Source organism: Streptomyces sp. NPDC013157 (assembly GCF_042899865.1).
Taxonomy (GTDB): domain Bacteria; phylum Actinomycetota; class Actinomycetes; order Streptomycetales; family Streptomycetaceae; genus Streptomyces.
The window spans coordinates 162,175-176,078 of sequence record NZ_JBIBAK010000013.1 but is presented as its reverse complement, the minus strand read 5'-3'; the positions used below and the strand labels follow the sequence as shown (position 1 = coordinate 176,078).

Annotated in this window: 13 protein-coding genes and 1 pseudogene; 6 read left to right on the top strand and 8 right to left on the bottom strand. The window is 68.2% G+C overall.

Going from position 1 to position 13,904, the window contains the following annotated elements; all coding sequences use genetic code 11:
* Complete coding sequence (locus tag ACFY6U_RS33485) at positions 1–648, bottom strand: Uma2 family endonuclease (protein WP_390044227.1); 648 nt, start codon at positions 646–648, stop codon at positions 1–3.
* A 1,007-nt stretch (positions 649–1,655) separates the two neighbouring features.
* Between ACFY6U_RS33485 and ACFY6U_RS33480 the strand changes: the two genes are divergently transcribed.
* Positions 1,656–3,011 (top strand): ATP-binding protein, encoded by a 1,356-nt coding sequence (locus tag ACFY6U_RS33480; protein WP_390044225.1) that lies wholly within the window; start codon positions 1,656–1,658, stop codon positions 3,009–3,011.
* Positions 3,012–3,209: 198 nt separating this feature from the next.
* Here ACFY6U_RS33480 and ACFY6U_RS33475 read toward each other — a convergent pair whose 3' ends face one another.
* Positions 3,210–3,398 (bottom strand): hypothetical protein, encoded by a 189-nt coding sequence (locus tag ACFY6U_RS33475; RefSeq protein WP_390044223.1) that lies wholly within the window; start codon positions 3,396–3,398, stop codon positions 3,210–3,212.
* An 810-nt stretch (positions 3,399–4,208) separates the two neighbouring features.
* The gene (locus ACFY6U_RS33470) at positions 4,209–4,337 is read right to left on the bottom strand and encodes a hypothetical protein (RefSeq protein ID WP_390044221.1); all 129 of its coding nucleotides are present in this window, start codon (positions 4,335–4,337) and stop codon (positions 4,209–4,211) included.
* A 206-nt stretch (positions 4,338–4,543) separates the two neighbouring features.
* Between ACFY6U_RS33470 and ACFY6U_RS33465 the strand changes: the two genes are divergently transcribed.
* Positions 4,544–4,969 (top strand): MarR family transcriptional regulator, encoded by a 426-nt coding sequence (locus tag ACFY6U_RS33465; protein ID WP_360245434.1) that lies wholly within the window; start codon positions 4,544–4,546, stop codon positions 4,967–4,969.
* Between the two features lie 122 nt (positions 4,970–5,091).
* On the top strand, positions 5,092–5,505 hold the full coding sequence (locus ACFY6U_RS33460; protein ID WP_390044219.1) for an SgcJ/EcaC family oxidoreductase: 414 nt from the start codon (positions 5,092–5,094) through the stop codon (positions 5,503–5,505).
* A gap of 131 nt (positions 5,506–5,636) precedes the next feature.
* Here ACFY6U_RS33460 and ACFY6U_RS33455 read toward each other — a convergent pair whose 3' ends face one another.
* The 4 genes from ACFY6U_RS33455 to ACFY6U_RS33440 form a co-directional block, all read right to left on the bottom strand.
* Positions 5,637–6,773 (bottom strand): IS256 family transposase, encoded by a 1,137-nt coding sequence (locus tag ACFY6U_RS33455; protein WP_390044217.1) that lies wholly within the window; start codon positions 6,771–6,773, stop codon positions 5,637–5,639.
* Positions 6,773–7,957: a glutathionylspermidine synthase family protein gene (locus ACFY6U_RS33450; protein WP_390044215.1), complete on the bottom strand. Its 1,185-nt coding sequence runs from the start codon at positions 7,955–7,957 to the stop codon at positions 6,773–6,775. Before ACFY6U_RS33450 ends, ACFY6U_RS33455 begins: the two co-directional genes overlap by 1 nt.
* Positions 7,958–7,964: 7 nt before the next feature.
* Entirely contained in the window at positions 7,965–8,309 is a 345-nt protein-coding gene (locus tag ACFY6U_RS33445) for a hypothetical protein (protein ID WP_390044213.1), read from the bottom strand.
* A 242-nt stretch (positions 8,310–8,551) separates the two neighbouring features.
* Positions 8,552–10,180: an IS200/IS605 family accessory protein TnpB-related protein gene (locus ACFY6U_RS33440; protein ID WP_390044212.1), complete on the bottom strand. Its 1,629-nt coding sequence runs from the start codon at positions 10,178–10,180 to the stop codon at positions 8,552–8,554.
* Positions 10,181–10,396: 216 nt separating this feature from the next.
* On the opposite strand from ACFY6U_RS33440, the pseudogene ACFY6U_RS33435 reads away from it, so the two are divergent.
* Positions 10,397–11,335: pseudogene (locus ACFY6U_RS33435) on the top strand (hydrolase); the annotation flags it as partial.
* 112 nt (positions 11,336–11,447) lie between these two features.
* Complete coding sequence (locus tag ACFY6U_RS33430) at positions 11,448–12,311, top strand: DMT family transporter (protein ID WP_390044454.1); 864 nt, start codon at positions 11,448–11,450, stop codon at positions 12,309–12,311.
* On the opposite strand, the gene ACFY6U_RS33425 is transcribed toward ACFY6U_RS33430, so the two are convergent.
* Positions 12,292–13,017, bottom strand: a complete 726-nt coding sequence (locus tag ACFY6U_RS33425) for a DUF3050 domain-containing protein (protein ID WP_390044210.1) — start codon at positions 13,015–13,017, stop codon at positions 12,292–12,294. The two genes, ACFY6U_RS33430 and ACFY6U_RS33425, sit on opposite strands and share 20 nt — an antisense overlap.
* Positions 13,018–13,288: 271 nt before the next feature.
* Between ACFY6U_RS33425 and ACFY6U_RS33420 the strand changes: the two genes are divergently transcribed.
* Positions 13,289–13,876 carry an antibiotic biosynthesis monooxygenase gene (locus ACFY6U_RS33420; protein WP_351500245.1) on the top strand — a complete coding sequence of 196 codons (588 nt, stop codon included), beginning with the start codon at positions 13,289–13,291 and terminating at the stop codon, positions 13,874–13,876.
* Positions 13,877–13,904: the final 28 nt, after the last annotated feature.

Here is a 13,904-nt window from a genome sequence, read left to right as displayed (position 1 = left end):
TCAGCCGCCCGGCCGCGTCCCGTACCGGCCGAGGCCGGCCGTGGACAGATCGCCACCGAGTCCGGTGGGCAACGGCACGTCCTCTCCGTACTTGCCGTGGACGACGCTCCGGTACTCGCCTTCTCCAGGACGGCCGAACAGCGACCACGTGCCTGTCCGCGGGTCGATTTGCAAGAGACGAGCGACGCCCGCTGCCGCGTACCACGCGGTCTTCTCGTTGATTCCTTTGAGTCGCTCGGACGGGGAGATGACCTCCACGGCCAGTTCGACCGCGTCGGCGTCCAGGAGCCAGCCGTCGTCGTCCTTGAAGGTACGTGGGCCGATGGTCAGATCCGGGGTCGCGTAGTCGTCCGGATCATCAGGCATCGGGACGGACACGTTCTCGAACGCCTCGTACGGGGCCGAAAGCCCGGGGCGGATGGCATCGCGCAGGTCGATGATGATGCCCGCGTGCCTGCCGCTGGGGCTGGGGGACATCACGAGTGTTCCTCCGATGATCTCAACACTCATGCCCGTGGCCTGCTCGATGCTCTCCGCGGCCTCGCGCAGGTGCCCGCGGCGGACGGGAATGGGGTGATGAGCCGGGGTGCCCAAAGCGCCACCTCTCTCGTTGCCTGCCTGAAGGTCCAGCGGGAAGCGTCTCAACACTCACGCGACATGGTTTTCACTGTACGGCAGGGATTTGGCTGTACCCGGTGATCGCAGCGGCCCACCATCCCGTACGAGCAGTGGCTCGGCCGCGGGCACCCGTAGCGCCGGCCCCTCGTCCAGTCCGAGCACAACGGCGAGACCACGCCGTGGGCCTTGTCCTCTCGGCCTCGGTGGCTTTCACCGCTGTTCCCCGCTCGATCTGGTGCGCTAGTGGTGCACGACGTTGTCAGTGGCTGGCCGTACGCTGCGGAGCGTTGGGGCGGTCTGCTGTCTCGGCAAAGAGGAGCGCGCGACCAAGGGGGGTGGCTCAGAAGAGATCCCCGAGCCACGTCGGTCCGGGAACTCGTGAAGCTTCGACACCACCCCCCTCCAACAGACGCAGAGAGGCCACGAACCGCGCACGGATCACTTCTTACGGCGCCTGCTCGCACGCTTCTTCAGCTCGGCCTGGCCGCGCTTCGTCCAGTTCCCCTGATGGAGGTGGCAGCGCGCAGTGCCCTTCAGCGTCTTGTTCTGACAACGACCGCCGGTCGCCGTCGGCCACCCGCACTTCCCCTGCTTCCACTCACCCACGGTCTGTCCCCCTCCGTCGGTTCGCTGCGCCTTCGGGCATCCAGCGTGTGGCACGTAGCCGGCACGGGGCAGGGCGGACGATCGGCGGCGTCAGATGATGCAGGCGCACGCCGGTCAGTACGTCGGGAGTGCTCTTCTGGGTGCACGCTTTCCAACTGTGGTGGTGAGACGTCGGAGTGCGTGTGGGGGCGTTCGCCTGGGTTCATGGGCGGTCAGCCGGTGAGGCAAGCCCGGGGCGCGCATCCCGCTGAACGGCCGTGAACGTGGCTGAATGAGACGGAAACTGAGACGGACGTAGCCGCCGGACCTTGGGTGGAACACAGTCAGCGACGAAGCGGGCTGTAGCGCCGGCGGCATGGAAGGAACCAGCCCCTTGCGCGCTGGCGACGGAGCGGGAGTACGGAACGTAGCGATCTCTATGCGAGCACCTCATGCCGCGCCATAAGGTCATCCACGTGGATCCCCGGCTATCTCCCTACACCCCCGGCGCCGGCGTCCAGCCGACACATCTGGCTGGGCGCCGTGATGTCATCGAGGAGTTCGATGTCGCCCGTCACCGCATGCAAGACGGAAAGGCAGCAACGTTCCCGTTCATCACTGGAGCGCGAGGCTCGGGTAAGACTGCCCTGTTCAACCACCTACTCGATGCGGCGCGAAGCCAAGGGTGGTGTGTGGGAGCGGAAGAGGCAATCCCTGGGACTCATTTGTCGGCGCTAATCGCAGTACTCGCGAGTGAGGCGCTCCACTCAATGACTCGGCGCCATCGCATGAGTGCTGCCATTAAACGGGCACTGGGTGTACTCAAAGCGTTCACCTCCGTTTCCGTTGCTGGCGTGACGCTGAATCTGGACGTGGAGGCCGTGAGAGGCACTGCAGACACGGGGATCTTCGAGCTCGACCTGCGTCGTCTCATCATTGAAATCGGCGAAGCCGCACAAGACAGCTCGATCGGTGTCCTACTCGCGCTCGACGAAGCACAGGTGATTCCCCAGGAACAGTTTCGCCCCCTTGACGCTGCACTCCACGCCGTTGCACAGCGCCGCTTGCCAGTGGGATTCCTAGCGTGCGGGTTGTTTCCTTCTTGGCAGGGCGCAGGGCCAGAGACGGACGAGCCGAGCTTTTACAGCACAGCCGCAGCCCGTCTGGGAGCAAACAAATACATGCGTCTGCTGCCCTTATCCCGCATCGATGCGCGCAGCGCACTCGCCCTGCCAGCTCACGAAGCAAATGCGGACTTCACCCCGGATGCGCTAGAGGAAGCGGTTCACTTCTCTCAAGGGAATCCATGGCTTATCCAGTTGATCGGGGACCGTACCTGGCGTGAGGCTTCGGGTCCTCGAGTCGATGTGCTCGCCGCCAAGACCGCTTGTAAACGCGCCCGGCGAGATTTGGACGCGTGGTACTTCCCCCGGATTCTACGGGAATGCACGCCTGCGGAGCGACGGGTCCTCCGAATCGTCGCGGATCTCCAGCGCCGCTCTACGGATTCGAGCGGCAACGCTGATGTGGACTTTTCCCTGCTAGAAAGCAGCTTCTGGACACGCGGGGCTGCTGCGCCTGGCGACGTCCCAGGGGGTTTGATCATCGGCGCGGCGAGGAATGCACTGGCCGACTCAGGGGAAGTCTCCTTCGAAGAGGATCCACATGCCGATTACGACTACACGAAGCGGGCCTTGCTCGCACTGGGTAGACGCGCACTGGTGCACATCGACCAATATGCCGACGAGTTCTGGGCCCGCATCACCGTCCCCCACCTGCACTCCTACGTGCTAGGCAATCCGTTGTAGCGCTGCGAGTGTCGAACCATGCAGCGACCGCAGCTTGGGAAGCTGCGAGCTTTTGGGGCTGATACAGGCGCTGACCTCGGTGAATTGTCGACAGGGGGCCTTGGCAGGCGGTGCCCCATTCCCCGTGATTCCCCGCTGTTCCCCGCTTGATCTGGTGCGGCTGTGGTGCGCGTATTCGTCATCCACGCTTCGGGTCACCTACCGCTTCTCCGCCCTGTAGCGCTTCATCAGCGCCGTTATCCGCGCGTGGTCCGCCTGGCCGTTGAGCTCGGCCACGGGATCGTCGGGGCACAACTCGTAGAGATCGCCCCACCATCGACGTCCTCTGTTGTCCCAGATCCGGTATCCACCGGGCACGCCTCGGGCGACGTATCGTCTCCTGCTCACGGTCTCCCTGTTCCGGGCACGGTTTGTGCTGCCTCCGTCAGCGAGTCGCGCCCTGCACGACCTGGCGGCCCTCGGGTACGGCCTCCCCGTCCAGGACTGCGGTGACGCCCTTGCCGCGCTGGGTTCTCCCAGGGGTCGTAGCGCTTCAGCGCCGTCCGTTCCGGCAGCCCGAGCCGCTTGGCCGCCCGGCCTCGCTCACGGACCTCCGCAGTCGACCGCGGCCGGTAGCCGGGACCAGCCGCAACCGCATGAGTGAAAGGTGAGGCCGGCACGCAGTGTGACCCCACGTGCTTCCCAAGCGCTCTCGTCCCTACGGCGAGGGATGGCAAGGTCGAACCCGGCATTGATCATCGGGGTGCGGCAGCGCGGGCGCGGATGCTCTCGCGGCGGTAGCGGGCTCTGCTTGAACCACGACCGGCAGGCCAGACATACGAGGTGCGGCTTGTAAGGGGTCGCGTATCGGCACGCGCCGACAGAGTAGTGAGGACGCTCCAACACGACCACGGCTTCAGGAGTTCGGTCCGGCGGCCCTCCTCGGCCTGCATAGTGGCTTCGTATCGCCGTTCGTGGGTACGCCCTCAGCTGCTCTGATACGCCGACGTTCACGCCCGTTGATGTCAGGACTAGATGTCAGCTGCCTCGCTGACGTCCCTGACCCGCGGATCGTGAGGCAAAGGTGTTTGCGGGGTCACAGGGCGTATCGCCCTCTTGTAGGGGGCGATACACCCTGCCGCGCCGCCGGCTAACCCATGGTCTTGGCGCCCTCCAGGGACTCGGGGATGATGTCGGCGTGGCCGGCGTGCTCGGCGGTCAGCGTCTCGGCGGGCAGCATCGCCGATGCTTGGCCAGGGCCTCCAGCAGATCGGCGCGCTCGCCGGTGGCGGTGGGCTCATGGGCCGAGTCGTGCGTGGCCGGTTGGTTGACAGTGGTCTCGCTCATGGTCGCTCCGCCTTCCGTGGTTCCTGTTCAGCCGGGCCAGGTGGTCTTCAGCACATGGCTTCGGAGGTGGTTGGCAGCAGGGGCTGTTTCCCGCTGCAGGGCTGCGGAGGGCTGTTTCGATGGGAACGGTCAGCTGCTGTTACGTTTCTCGGATGAGGAAGGGACCTGCTACGTGGAGAGTCGGGGCGGACGAGCCGCTCGGCTTCTTGATCGCTTCGGTGGGCAACGCGGCGGCTCTCGCATTTGAGTCGACCCTGGCCGAGGAGGACTTGCATCCGCGGCATTTCGCCGTGCTGCGCGGGTTGCGTGACGGCGGGGAACATTCGCAGCAGCAGCTTGCCTCCTCACTCGGTATCCCGGCCAGCCGCTTGGTCGGGCTGCTGTCGCTGCTCATCGAGAGGGGCCTGGTGGAGCGGCGCGAGTCGCCGAGTGACGCCCGGGTGAAGCTGGTGCGCCTGCGGGAGGAGGGCCGGGTGGAGCTGGAGAAGCTGATCGGGCTCGCGGGTGCCTCGGAGCGGCGGCTGACTGCCGGTCTGGCGGCAGAGGACCAGGCTGAGCTGCGTCGGCTGCTCGGGATCGTCTATGCCAACGTCGCTGTTGAATCCGGGGCGCGGCCCGCTCGGGTGTGGTGATCGGCCTCTCTGGCCTGGTTGTTCGATCCAGTGACGGGGTGCGCCTTGCAATACCGTTTCGGTTGTAATAATTTCAGTGGGAACGGATTGGGCGCCTGCAGGGCGCCCCGCCAAGGGAGACGATGATGACGGTCAAGAGCGGGGACACGGTCGAGGAGTTCCTTGAGCGGGTCCGGCAGGCATGGAACGCGGGTGACGCGACGCGCTATGCCGCGCAGTTCGCCGAGGACGCCTCATACGTGATCTTCATGGGAGATGCCATGTTCGGGCGCGCCGCCATCGCGCAGACACACCACGAGGTGTTCACCCGGTGGCAGAAGGGCACGCGCATGACAGTCAAGCCGATCGATGTGCGAATGCCGGACGAGTCCACGGCGGTGGTGACCACGGTCGGCGGCATCGGCAAAGGCGGCCGGGTCGACGTGGACAAGTTCCAGACCTTCACACTGCGTCGCCGCGACGGACGTTGGGAATGCGTGGCGTTCCAGAACACTGAAATGAGTCGCCGGTCCAAGCGCGCCTACCGCTCCCGGTGACCGCCCGCACCCGTTCTTGATCTCGACACGGCAACACGGCCGGCCGGCCAAGCGCATCGACCAGGGCGTGTGCCGACGTCGCCGGGCCCACACGGGCGGGCCACTGGCGGCGACCAGCGCCGGGCGGCGCGTCATGCCACCTCACGTTCGACCAGGACTCCGTTCTCGAACCCTGCGCCTGCACGGACCAGTGCGACGAGGTGAGCGCCGGTGATCGCGCGCCAGCGGGCCTGGGCGGACTCCACCAGCTTGAACACCATCGCCAGGGCGGCGGCCGGGCTCCCGGCGCCGCGGGTGACCTTGGTCCGCAGCCTGACCGTGGAGAACGTCGACTCGATCGGGTTCGTGGTCCGCAGGCGGATCCAGTGCTCGGCCGGGAAGTCGTAGAACGCCAGCAACTCGTCCCGGTCGTCGGTTAGCTTGGTGACGGCCTTGGGCCACTCGGCGCCGTAGGTCCTGGCGAACACCTCGATCGCCTTCTCGGCGTGGGCCCGATCCTCGGCGTTGTAGATCTCCTGCATCGCCTTCGCTGCGCCCGGCTGCGCGGACTTCGACAGGGCGTTCGTGACATTTCGGGCCTTGTGTGCCCAGCACCTTTGATGCCGGGCGGCGGGGAACACCTCGGCCAACGTCTTCCACAGGCCCATCGAGCCGTCTCCGATGACGAGTCCGGGGTAGCGCATGCCGCGGCGGCGGCAGTCGCGCAGCAGGTCGGCCCATGACTCGGCGCTCTCGCGCAGGCCCTCAGCCGGCGCGATCAGTTCCTTGGTTCCGTCCAGGCGGACTCCGAGCAGAACGAGCACGCACGAGTGCGCCTGCCCGAGCCTCACCTGGGGGTGCGCCCCGTCGGCCCACACGTAGACGAAGTCGGTCTGCGACAGGTCGCACTGGAAGGCGGCGTGGTCGTCCTGCCACTGCCGGGGCAGCCGGGGCACAGCCGCCGACGAGAGTCCGGCCGCACCACCCGGGAACTGCTCCAGCGCCGGCACGAAGTCACCGGAGGACAGGCCGTGCAAGTACAGCAACGGCAGCACCTCGGAGATCTTCGGTGACTTGCGGCACCACGGCGTCAGGATCTTCGAGGAGAACCGCTTACGGCCGCCGGTTGCCTCATCGACCCGGCGGTCGTTGACCCGCGGTGCCCGCACCTCAATCGGGCCGGCCGCGGTTATCACGGTCCGCGACTGGTGGTGGCCATTACGGACCACCAAGCGCCGCCCACAACCGGACGCCTGCTCCGACAGGGCGAAGGTTCGCTGATGCGGCACTAGAGAATCACGTGCGGCAGGAAGCGGGCGTAGTCGTCCGTCACCAGGCCCCGCGACTCGCGGATCCCCAGCCCCGCCGCCTCCTCCCCCACCACCCACGCGCCCAGCACCACACGGTTGCCGTCGAAGTCAGGCAGTGGGGCCAGCTCCTGGTAGCAGCAGGGCTCTTCGCGTACCACCGGGGCATGACCGGGCTCGTGCACGACCACGCCCGCGCCCTCGCGGCCCAGCAGCGGCTTGCTGACGTAGCCCCGCCCGGTCGCGAGCTCTCTCGGTCCGTCGACGTAGGCGGGGAGCAGGTTCGGGTGGCCGGGGTAGAGCTCCCAGAGGATCGCCAGCAGCGCCTTGTTGCTGAGCAGCATCTTCCAGGCGGGCTCGATCCACATAGTCGCGCCGGTGCCGCCGCCGTTGTCCAGGGTGTCGAGGACATGGCCGGCGAAGTCGTCGGTGGTGAGCCACTCCCACGGGTAGAGCTTGAAGCAGGCCCGGATGAAGCGGAGCCGGTTGTCGACGAAGCGGCCGGAGAGGGAGTCCCAGCCGATCTCCTCCATGGAGATCCAGTCGGTGGCGAGGCCCGCCTGTTCCGCCGTCTCCTTGAGGTACGCGACCGTCATGAGGTCCTCGCCGAGTTCGTCGGCGCAGGAGTGGGCGAAGTGCAGGGGGGCGCCGGGCGGGAGGAGGGGGGCCTGTTTCCGCCAGGCGGCGACCAGGCGTTCGTGGAGGCTGTTCCACTGGTCGGCGCCCGGGAAGCGGTCCTCCATCCAGAACCACTGCGCCGACGCGGCCTCCACCAGCGAGGTGGGGGTGTCGGCATTGTACTCCAGGAGCTTCGCCGGGCCGGTGCCGTCGTAGCGGAGGTCGAAGCGGCCGTAGAGGGAGGGGAGTTCGGCGCGGCGGTGCCAGGACTCGGTGACGGCCGCCGCGACGCGCGGGTCGGTGACCCCCAGGTCGGCGAAACGGTTCTTCGTGACCATGTGGTCCGCCGCCGCCAGGCACATCGTGTGCAGTTTCTCGACGGTCTCCTCCAGCGTCTCCACCTCGTCGAGGGTGAAGGCGTAGTAGGCGCTCTCGTCCCAGTACGGGCGCAGCTCGCCGTCGGGGTGGCGGGTGAGGGGGTAGATCAGGCCCTGCTCCTCGACGGTCCGCTGCCAGTCGGGGCGGGGTTCGCTCGTACGGCGTTCCACGGCGTGGTCAGCCGCCGGAGCTGCCGTGACCGCTGCCGAAGCCGCCCCGCTTGACGCTGTGGCCGCCACCGGAGGAGCCGCCCGAACCGCTGCGCGGCCTGGTGAAGGAGCCGCCGGTGACCCAGCCGCCCTTCTTCTTGCCGCCGTAGTAGTAGCCCGCGTCGACGGCGGACTTGGCCGAGGTGCAGTTCTTGTCGGAGACGACCTGGTACCCCTTGGCCGCGGTGTAGCTGTCGCGGTCGACACAGCGCTTGTCGGGATCGGAGGAGCAGGCGGTCAGGGCGGCGGCCAGCAGGCCCATACCGCCGAGGACGACCGTGCCCGAGCGCAGTTGCCGGCGTGCGTCCGCCATGTTCGTGCTCCCCCGTGCGATGCGATGTCCGGCGAAAGCTTAGACGAGCGGTTTTGAGTCACCGCTGAAAGATGCCGGACTGATTTGTCATGTCCAGGTAAGAAAACCATGTGAAGCCGCCGCGACCCCCTCGGCGCACCGCATCGCACCGGTACCGTCCAGCTGTCCGTGAGTGAACGATCAACTTCGGACTCTACGCGCGCAGAACCACTCGCACCACCGCCATCCCTCTCGCACCGTTCCTAGAGACTGAGTGGGAGTGAGTCCTGTTGCCAGGTCTCGTGCTCAGCCGAACGCCCCGGACGGTGTTGGGCGTTCTGGTCGACCGCGTTCACGCCGCGTCCGGCGCCGACGGATCGTGTCCGTGGTCCGGGGATGCGGGGGCGGTTTCCCTCACGCCCCGGGATACCTGGTCTGGCCTGGACGGTCCGATGCCCCGCACGATCGCTCTGGTCGTGTGGGGGCGGTGCCGTCCGTCGCCTGATCGGGTGTCCCAGGGCGCGCCTTCCGATCGCCACCGCTGCCGCATCGTGGCGTGTCGTCTTCCTGGTCTTGCTGGTAAGAGGTTTTTGCCAGTGCTGGGCGCCCCACTTGCTGGTGTAGGCGGGGTCGACGGCGATGACGGGGATGCCGAGTTCGGCCGCCATGGACACGAGCCTGGCCCGCAGCCGGGAGGTGGGCATGCCGGAGATGAGGTTGCGGAACCGCTTTTTGCGGCCGTGTTTCTCCCGGGTTTTCTCCGCGGTGAAGTCGAGGTCCTCGACCGCGATCGCCAGGTCGTGGCGTCGGGCGAAGTGCAGCAGCCGGATCAGCGCATGCCTGACCTGGGCGTCACGATGCGAAGCGGCGCCGGTGAGGTCGTAGCCGAAACGGAGCGGTTCGCCGAGGGGGTTGCCGTGTTCGTCCAGACGCCAGGCGGCCAGATGATCGGCATTGGTGTCCACGCCGACCACACCCCTCGCGCGGGCCGCCACCAGCGGCATCGTCTGGGCGGGCGGCAGAGTCCAGGATGCGGTCAGGTACCAGCGTCCCCGCTGCACGTCTTCGTGGATGCGGTAGGCGACGGCCCGGTTGGCGGTGACGCGGTCGCCCCACTGCTCGCCCCGGTGCGCGAACGACACCCGGCCGGCGAGCACGTACCGGCCGTGCGGCGCGTTCGCCAAATGCGCCAGCGGCGCGGGGAGTTTGAGAAAGACCTCGCCGTCGGGAGTGACACGGACGGTCTCGTTGCCATGCCGCTTGCCGGACTCGCCGTCCGCCTGGAGGAAGCGGCGTTCGGCCTGCCACCGCGACCGCCACTGTTCTTCGGTGAGCTGGGCGGCCTGAAGGTGGTGGCGGGTGCTGAGCAGCCGCCTGCCGCCGCGCACCACGTGCGCGGTGCCCGCCTGCCAGTCGGCCTGTGCTGCCTGAAGCCGGTCTTCGAGGACACGCAGACGCCGGGACTTGGCGAACCACTCCCGCCCGCTGCGATATCCCCCGGGCGCGTGCCTGGTGCCTTTCTCGCCCACGGGCAGCGACAGCCGGTGGGCGATGGCGCGCACACCGGCCTGCAGGCCGTGGATGTACGCGAGCAGCCCCCGCCGGGCCAGCGCCCACTGGTCATGGCTGGCCTTCGTGATGCTGCCCGCCCACCGGGAGGAGGACTGTACGGTCAGGGCCCGCTTGCGCTCCGCCCACCCCTCACTATCATGCTCCAGCCCGGCCGAACAGCGCGCTTTGAGGTCACGGGAAGCCAGCGCGCCGAGATGGTCGCCGACCAGGCCCAGCACCTCCTCGTCCTGACCGGTCAGGCCCTTGAGCCGCGTACGGATCGCAACCCCCGAGGGACCGGATGCCACGAACGGCGCCGCCACCTGCCGCAGCCCGCCCACCCCTCATCACCCCCGGTCCCGTGCCGCAGAAAACCCTCACCCCACCCAACGACCACCACCGGAAAAGGTCACACATTCGACCCCAGAACCCTCGTTCCCCACAGGACAGCAAGAGTGCCCCCGCCACCCCAGACGCTCACTCATTCACGCCAGAACACACTCACATGCCCTCGACAGCCAACTGCTCACAACCCCCCACCGATGGAGGAATGACAGATGCCCGGCTTCGCCGTCCCGCGCCGGAAACTCACCACGGCCCTGGCCGTGCTCGGCCTGCTCACCGCCGGTGCCGCCGCCCAGGCCACCAGCGCCGCGACCCCCGCCCACGCCGCCACCACCTACCGCGTCCTGTTCGACGACGGCCACGCCGAGGAGGCAGGCAACGCGGACTGGATCATCTCCACCAGCAAGCCCGACCCGCTCGCCCAGGACTCCTCCCCGTCCTCCGACAAGGACTGGACCGGCGCGCTGTCGTCCTGGGGCGTCGCCCTCCAGAACACCGGTGACTACAGCCTCAAGACCGCGACGAGCGCCCTCACGTACGGCGGCTCGTCGACGACCGACCTGTCGAAGTTCGACGCGCTGGTGCTGCCCGAGCCCAACACCAAGTTCACCACCGCGGAGAAGACGGCGATCATGAACTTCGTGAAGGCCGGCGGCGGTCTCTTCATGATCTCCGACCACACCGGGGCCGACCGCAACAACGACGGCTACGACGCGGTCGAGATCCTCAACGACCTGATGACGAACAACAGCGTCGACTCGACCGACCCGTTCGGCTTCTCCATCGACTCGCTGGACATCGGCTCCGGCTACCCGAAGGCCGTCAGCGACAGCGGCAACGCGGTGCTGCACGGCGGTTTCGGCACCGTCACCAAGAGCCTGATCGCCGACGGCACCACCGCCACGCTCAAGCCCTCCGACAACTCCGCCGTCAAGGGCCTGGTGTACCGCAGCGGTTACTCCGGCAACACCGGCGCCTTCTTCGCCACCAGCACCTTCGGCAGCGGCCGGGTCGCGTTCTGGGGCGACAGCTCGCCCATCGACGACGGCACCGGCCAGTCCGGCAACACGCTGTACGACGGCTGGAACGACAGCGGCGCCACCAACGCCGCCCTCGCCCTCAACGCCACCGCCTGGCTGGCCGGCGCGAGCTGACGTCCAGCAGGCCGGAGAAGCGGGTCCGGGGCCGCCCCGGGCCCGCTTCTTGCTCTCCTCTCGATCACCGCACACCCCCCTCCCCTACAGTCCCTCTGTGCTCTTCGGAATGGTGTGTGCCCTCGCGGCCGCGATCTGCTTCGGTACGGCGACGGTTCTCCAGGCGATGGCCGCGCGGGCGGCCGGTGACGGCGCCGGCGGCGAGGCCGCGCTGCTGCTGCGCGCGGTGCGGCAGTGGCGGTACGTCGTCGGCCTCGGGCTGGACGGCCTCGGGTTCGTGTTCCAGATCCTCGCGCTGCGCTCGCTTCCCATCTACGCGGTGAGCGCGGCCCTGGCGTCGTCGCTCGCGGTGACCGCGGTGGTCGCGGCGCGGCTGCTGCGGGTGCGGCTGAGCGGGGTGGAGTGGACCGCGGTGGGTGTGGTGTGCGCGGGGCTGGCGATGCTCGGACTGGCGTCGGGTCCCGAGGGGGACAAGGCCGGGTCGGCGACGCTGAAGTGGGTGATGCTCGGGACGGCCGTGGGGGTGCTGCTGCTCGGCCTGGCCGGCGGGCGGCTGACCGGGCGGGGGCGGGCCCTGACGCTCGGCCTCGGGGCCGGGTTCGGGTTCGGCGTGGTGGAGGTGTCGGTGCGGCTGATCGACACCCTGCGGCCGGCCCCGCTGCTCACCAACCCCGCGACCTACGCGCTGCTGATCGGGGGCGGTGGCGCCTTCATGCTGCTGACCTCGGCGCTGCAACGCGGCTCGGTGACCACGGCGACGGCCGGCATGGTCATCGGGGAGACGATCGGCCCGGCGGCGGTGGGGGTCGTATGGCTCGGGGACCGCACCCGGGAGGGCCTGGCCTGGCTCGCGGTGCTCGGGTTCGCGGTAGCCGTGGCGGGGGCGCTGGCCCTGGGCCGGTTCGGGGAGGCGCCGGGCACCGAGGACGCCGGCCCCGGAACGGCGGAGCCGGTCACCCCATCGCGGCCGTGATCCCGTCCCACAGCCGGGACCTGGCCTCCAGGGCGACGAGAACGGTCTCGGTGGCCTCCTGCCAGCGGGCGTCGTCGGTGCCGCAGAGGTCGGCGACCATCTGGAGGGCCATGGGGGTGTGCTCCTCGCCGTCGACCTCGATGTGCCGGGCGAGGTAGTCCCGGAAGAGCGGGAAGCGGTCGGTGCCCTCCTCGCCGATGACCTGGTCGAACATGTCCGGGATCAGGTCCTCGCGGGAGAAGGCGAAGGCGGCGGCCCGGCAGTGCAGCGGGCGGTCGGCGATGATGCCGAAGGTGGTGCGCACGAACTCGGCGGCCGGCGCGGGGACCTGGGCCACGCGCAGGGCCGCCGGCACGTCGTGGCCCTCGGCGAGGAGCGCGACGAAGGTGTCGACGGGGGCGGTGTCCGCACCCGCCTCGGCCATGGCGGCGCGGTACAGCTCGAAGTGGCTGGTGAAGCCGTCGTTCAGGGCGTCGCTCTCCTCGACCAGCACGATGTCGTTGACGAGCCTGCGGGCCACCGCGGAGCCGCGGGGCACCCAGGGGACGTCGACGCAGGTCAGCTCCCGCTGGAGCGACTTGAGCAGGGACATGAAGTCCCAGACGGCGAACACGTGGTGGGCCATGAACGTGGCCAGGTGTTCCCGGCCGGATATTCGCCGGTAAAGCGGGTGGGCGGTCACTTCTTTTCGCGCCGGTTCGATCACGGAACGCGCCTGATCGATTGCCTGTCGACCCTCTTCGGTCAAATTCCAGACGTACCTCGACATGGCGGCCTCCTTCGTTCTTGGACCGCGATCGTGCAACTTCCGCGGCCGACTCGGCAAGCACTTTCCAGAATTACGGGCGGGTTACCGGAAGTACCGGGTAGCAGAACACAGCAAGCGCATAGAAAGCGCTATAAAGAGTTACGATCCGGACACGAAAAAACTCATTGAAACTTTGAACGCGGGTTGTGTCCATTCCGTAAAGAACGCTGTGACCAGTAATCCCGTCACCGTCACCGTGGCCTATCACGTGATGCCGGGTCGCGAGGCCGACTTCCACTCCTGGGGGTGGGCCATGCTGGGCGCGAGCGCCCGCCGGCCGGGGTTCCTCGGCGGTGGTGTCCTAGTCGACCAGGAGACGGAATGGCATGTCGTGTATCGCTTCGCCACCGAGGACTCGGCGCTGGCCTGGGAGAACTCCCCGGACCGCGGCGAGTGGGAGACCCGCGCGGACGGCATCGCCCGGCCCACCGGGCGCCGTAGCGTACGGGGGTCGAAGGAGTGGTTCGACTCGCTGGCCGGGCCGCCGCCCGTGCCACCGCCGCCCGTTCCTCCGGCGAAATGGAAACTGTGGTTCATCAACATGAGCGCGGTGTTTCCGCCGGTCCTGCTCTTCAACATCATCGTGATCCCCCATCTCGGCGGGCTCAATCCGCTCATTCGCACTCTGGTGCTCTGCCTCTGCGTGACAGCGCTTGTCACGTGGATTCTCATGCCGCGACTTCAGCGTTTCTTCAAGAAATGGCTTTACCCCCCGCTCCAGGCGCTGCGCGGGCGGCACAAACGACGGGCCGCATAGGCCCGGGAACGACCCGAGGGAGGTGGGC

Coding starts and splice junctions, on each gene's coding strand:
- ACFY6U_RS33480 (WP_390044225.1), top strand. CDS start 1,656: ATGCCGCGCCATAAGGTCATCCACGTGGATCCCCGGCTATCTCCCTAC.
- ACFY6U_RS33470 (WP_390044221.1), bottom strand. CDS start 4,337: ATGAGCGAGACCACTGTCAACCAACCGGCCACGCACGACTCGGCCCAT.
- ACFY6U_RS33460 (WP_390044219.1), top strand. CDS start 5,092: ATGATGACGGTCAAGAGCGGGGACACGGTCGAGGAGTTCCTTGAGCGG.
- ACFY6U_RS33445 (WP_390044213.1), bottom strand. CDS start 8,309: ATGGCGGACGCACGCCGGCAACTGCGCTCGGGCACGGTCGTCCTCGGC.
- ACFY6U_RS33430 (WP_390044454.1), top strand. CDS start 11,448: ATGGTGTGTGCCCTCGCGGCCGCGATCTGCTTCGGTACGGCGACGGTT.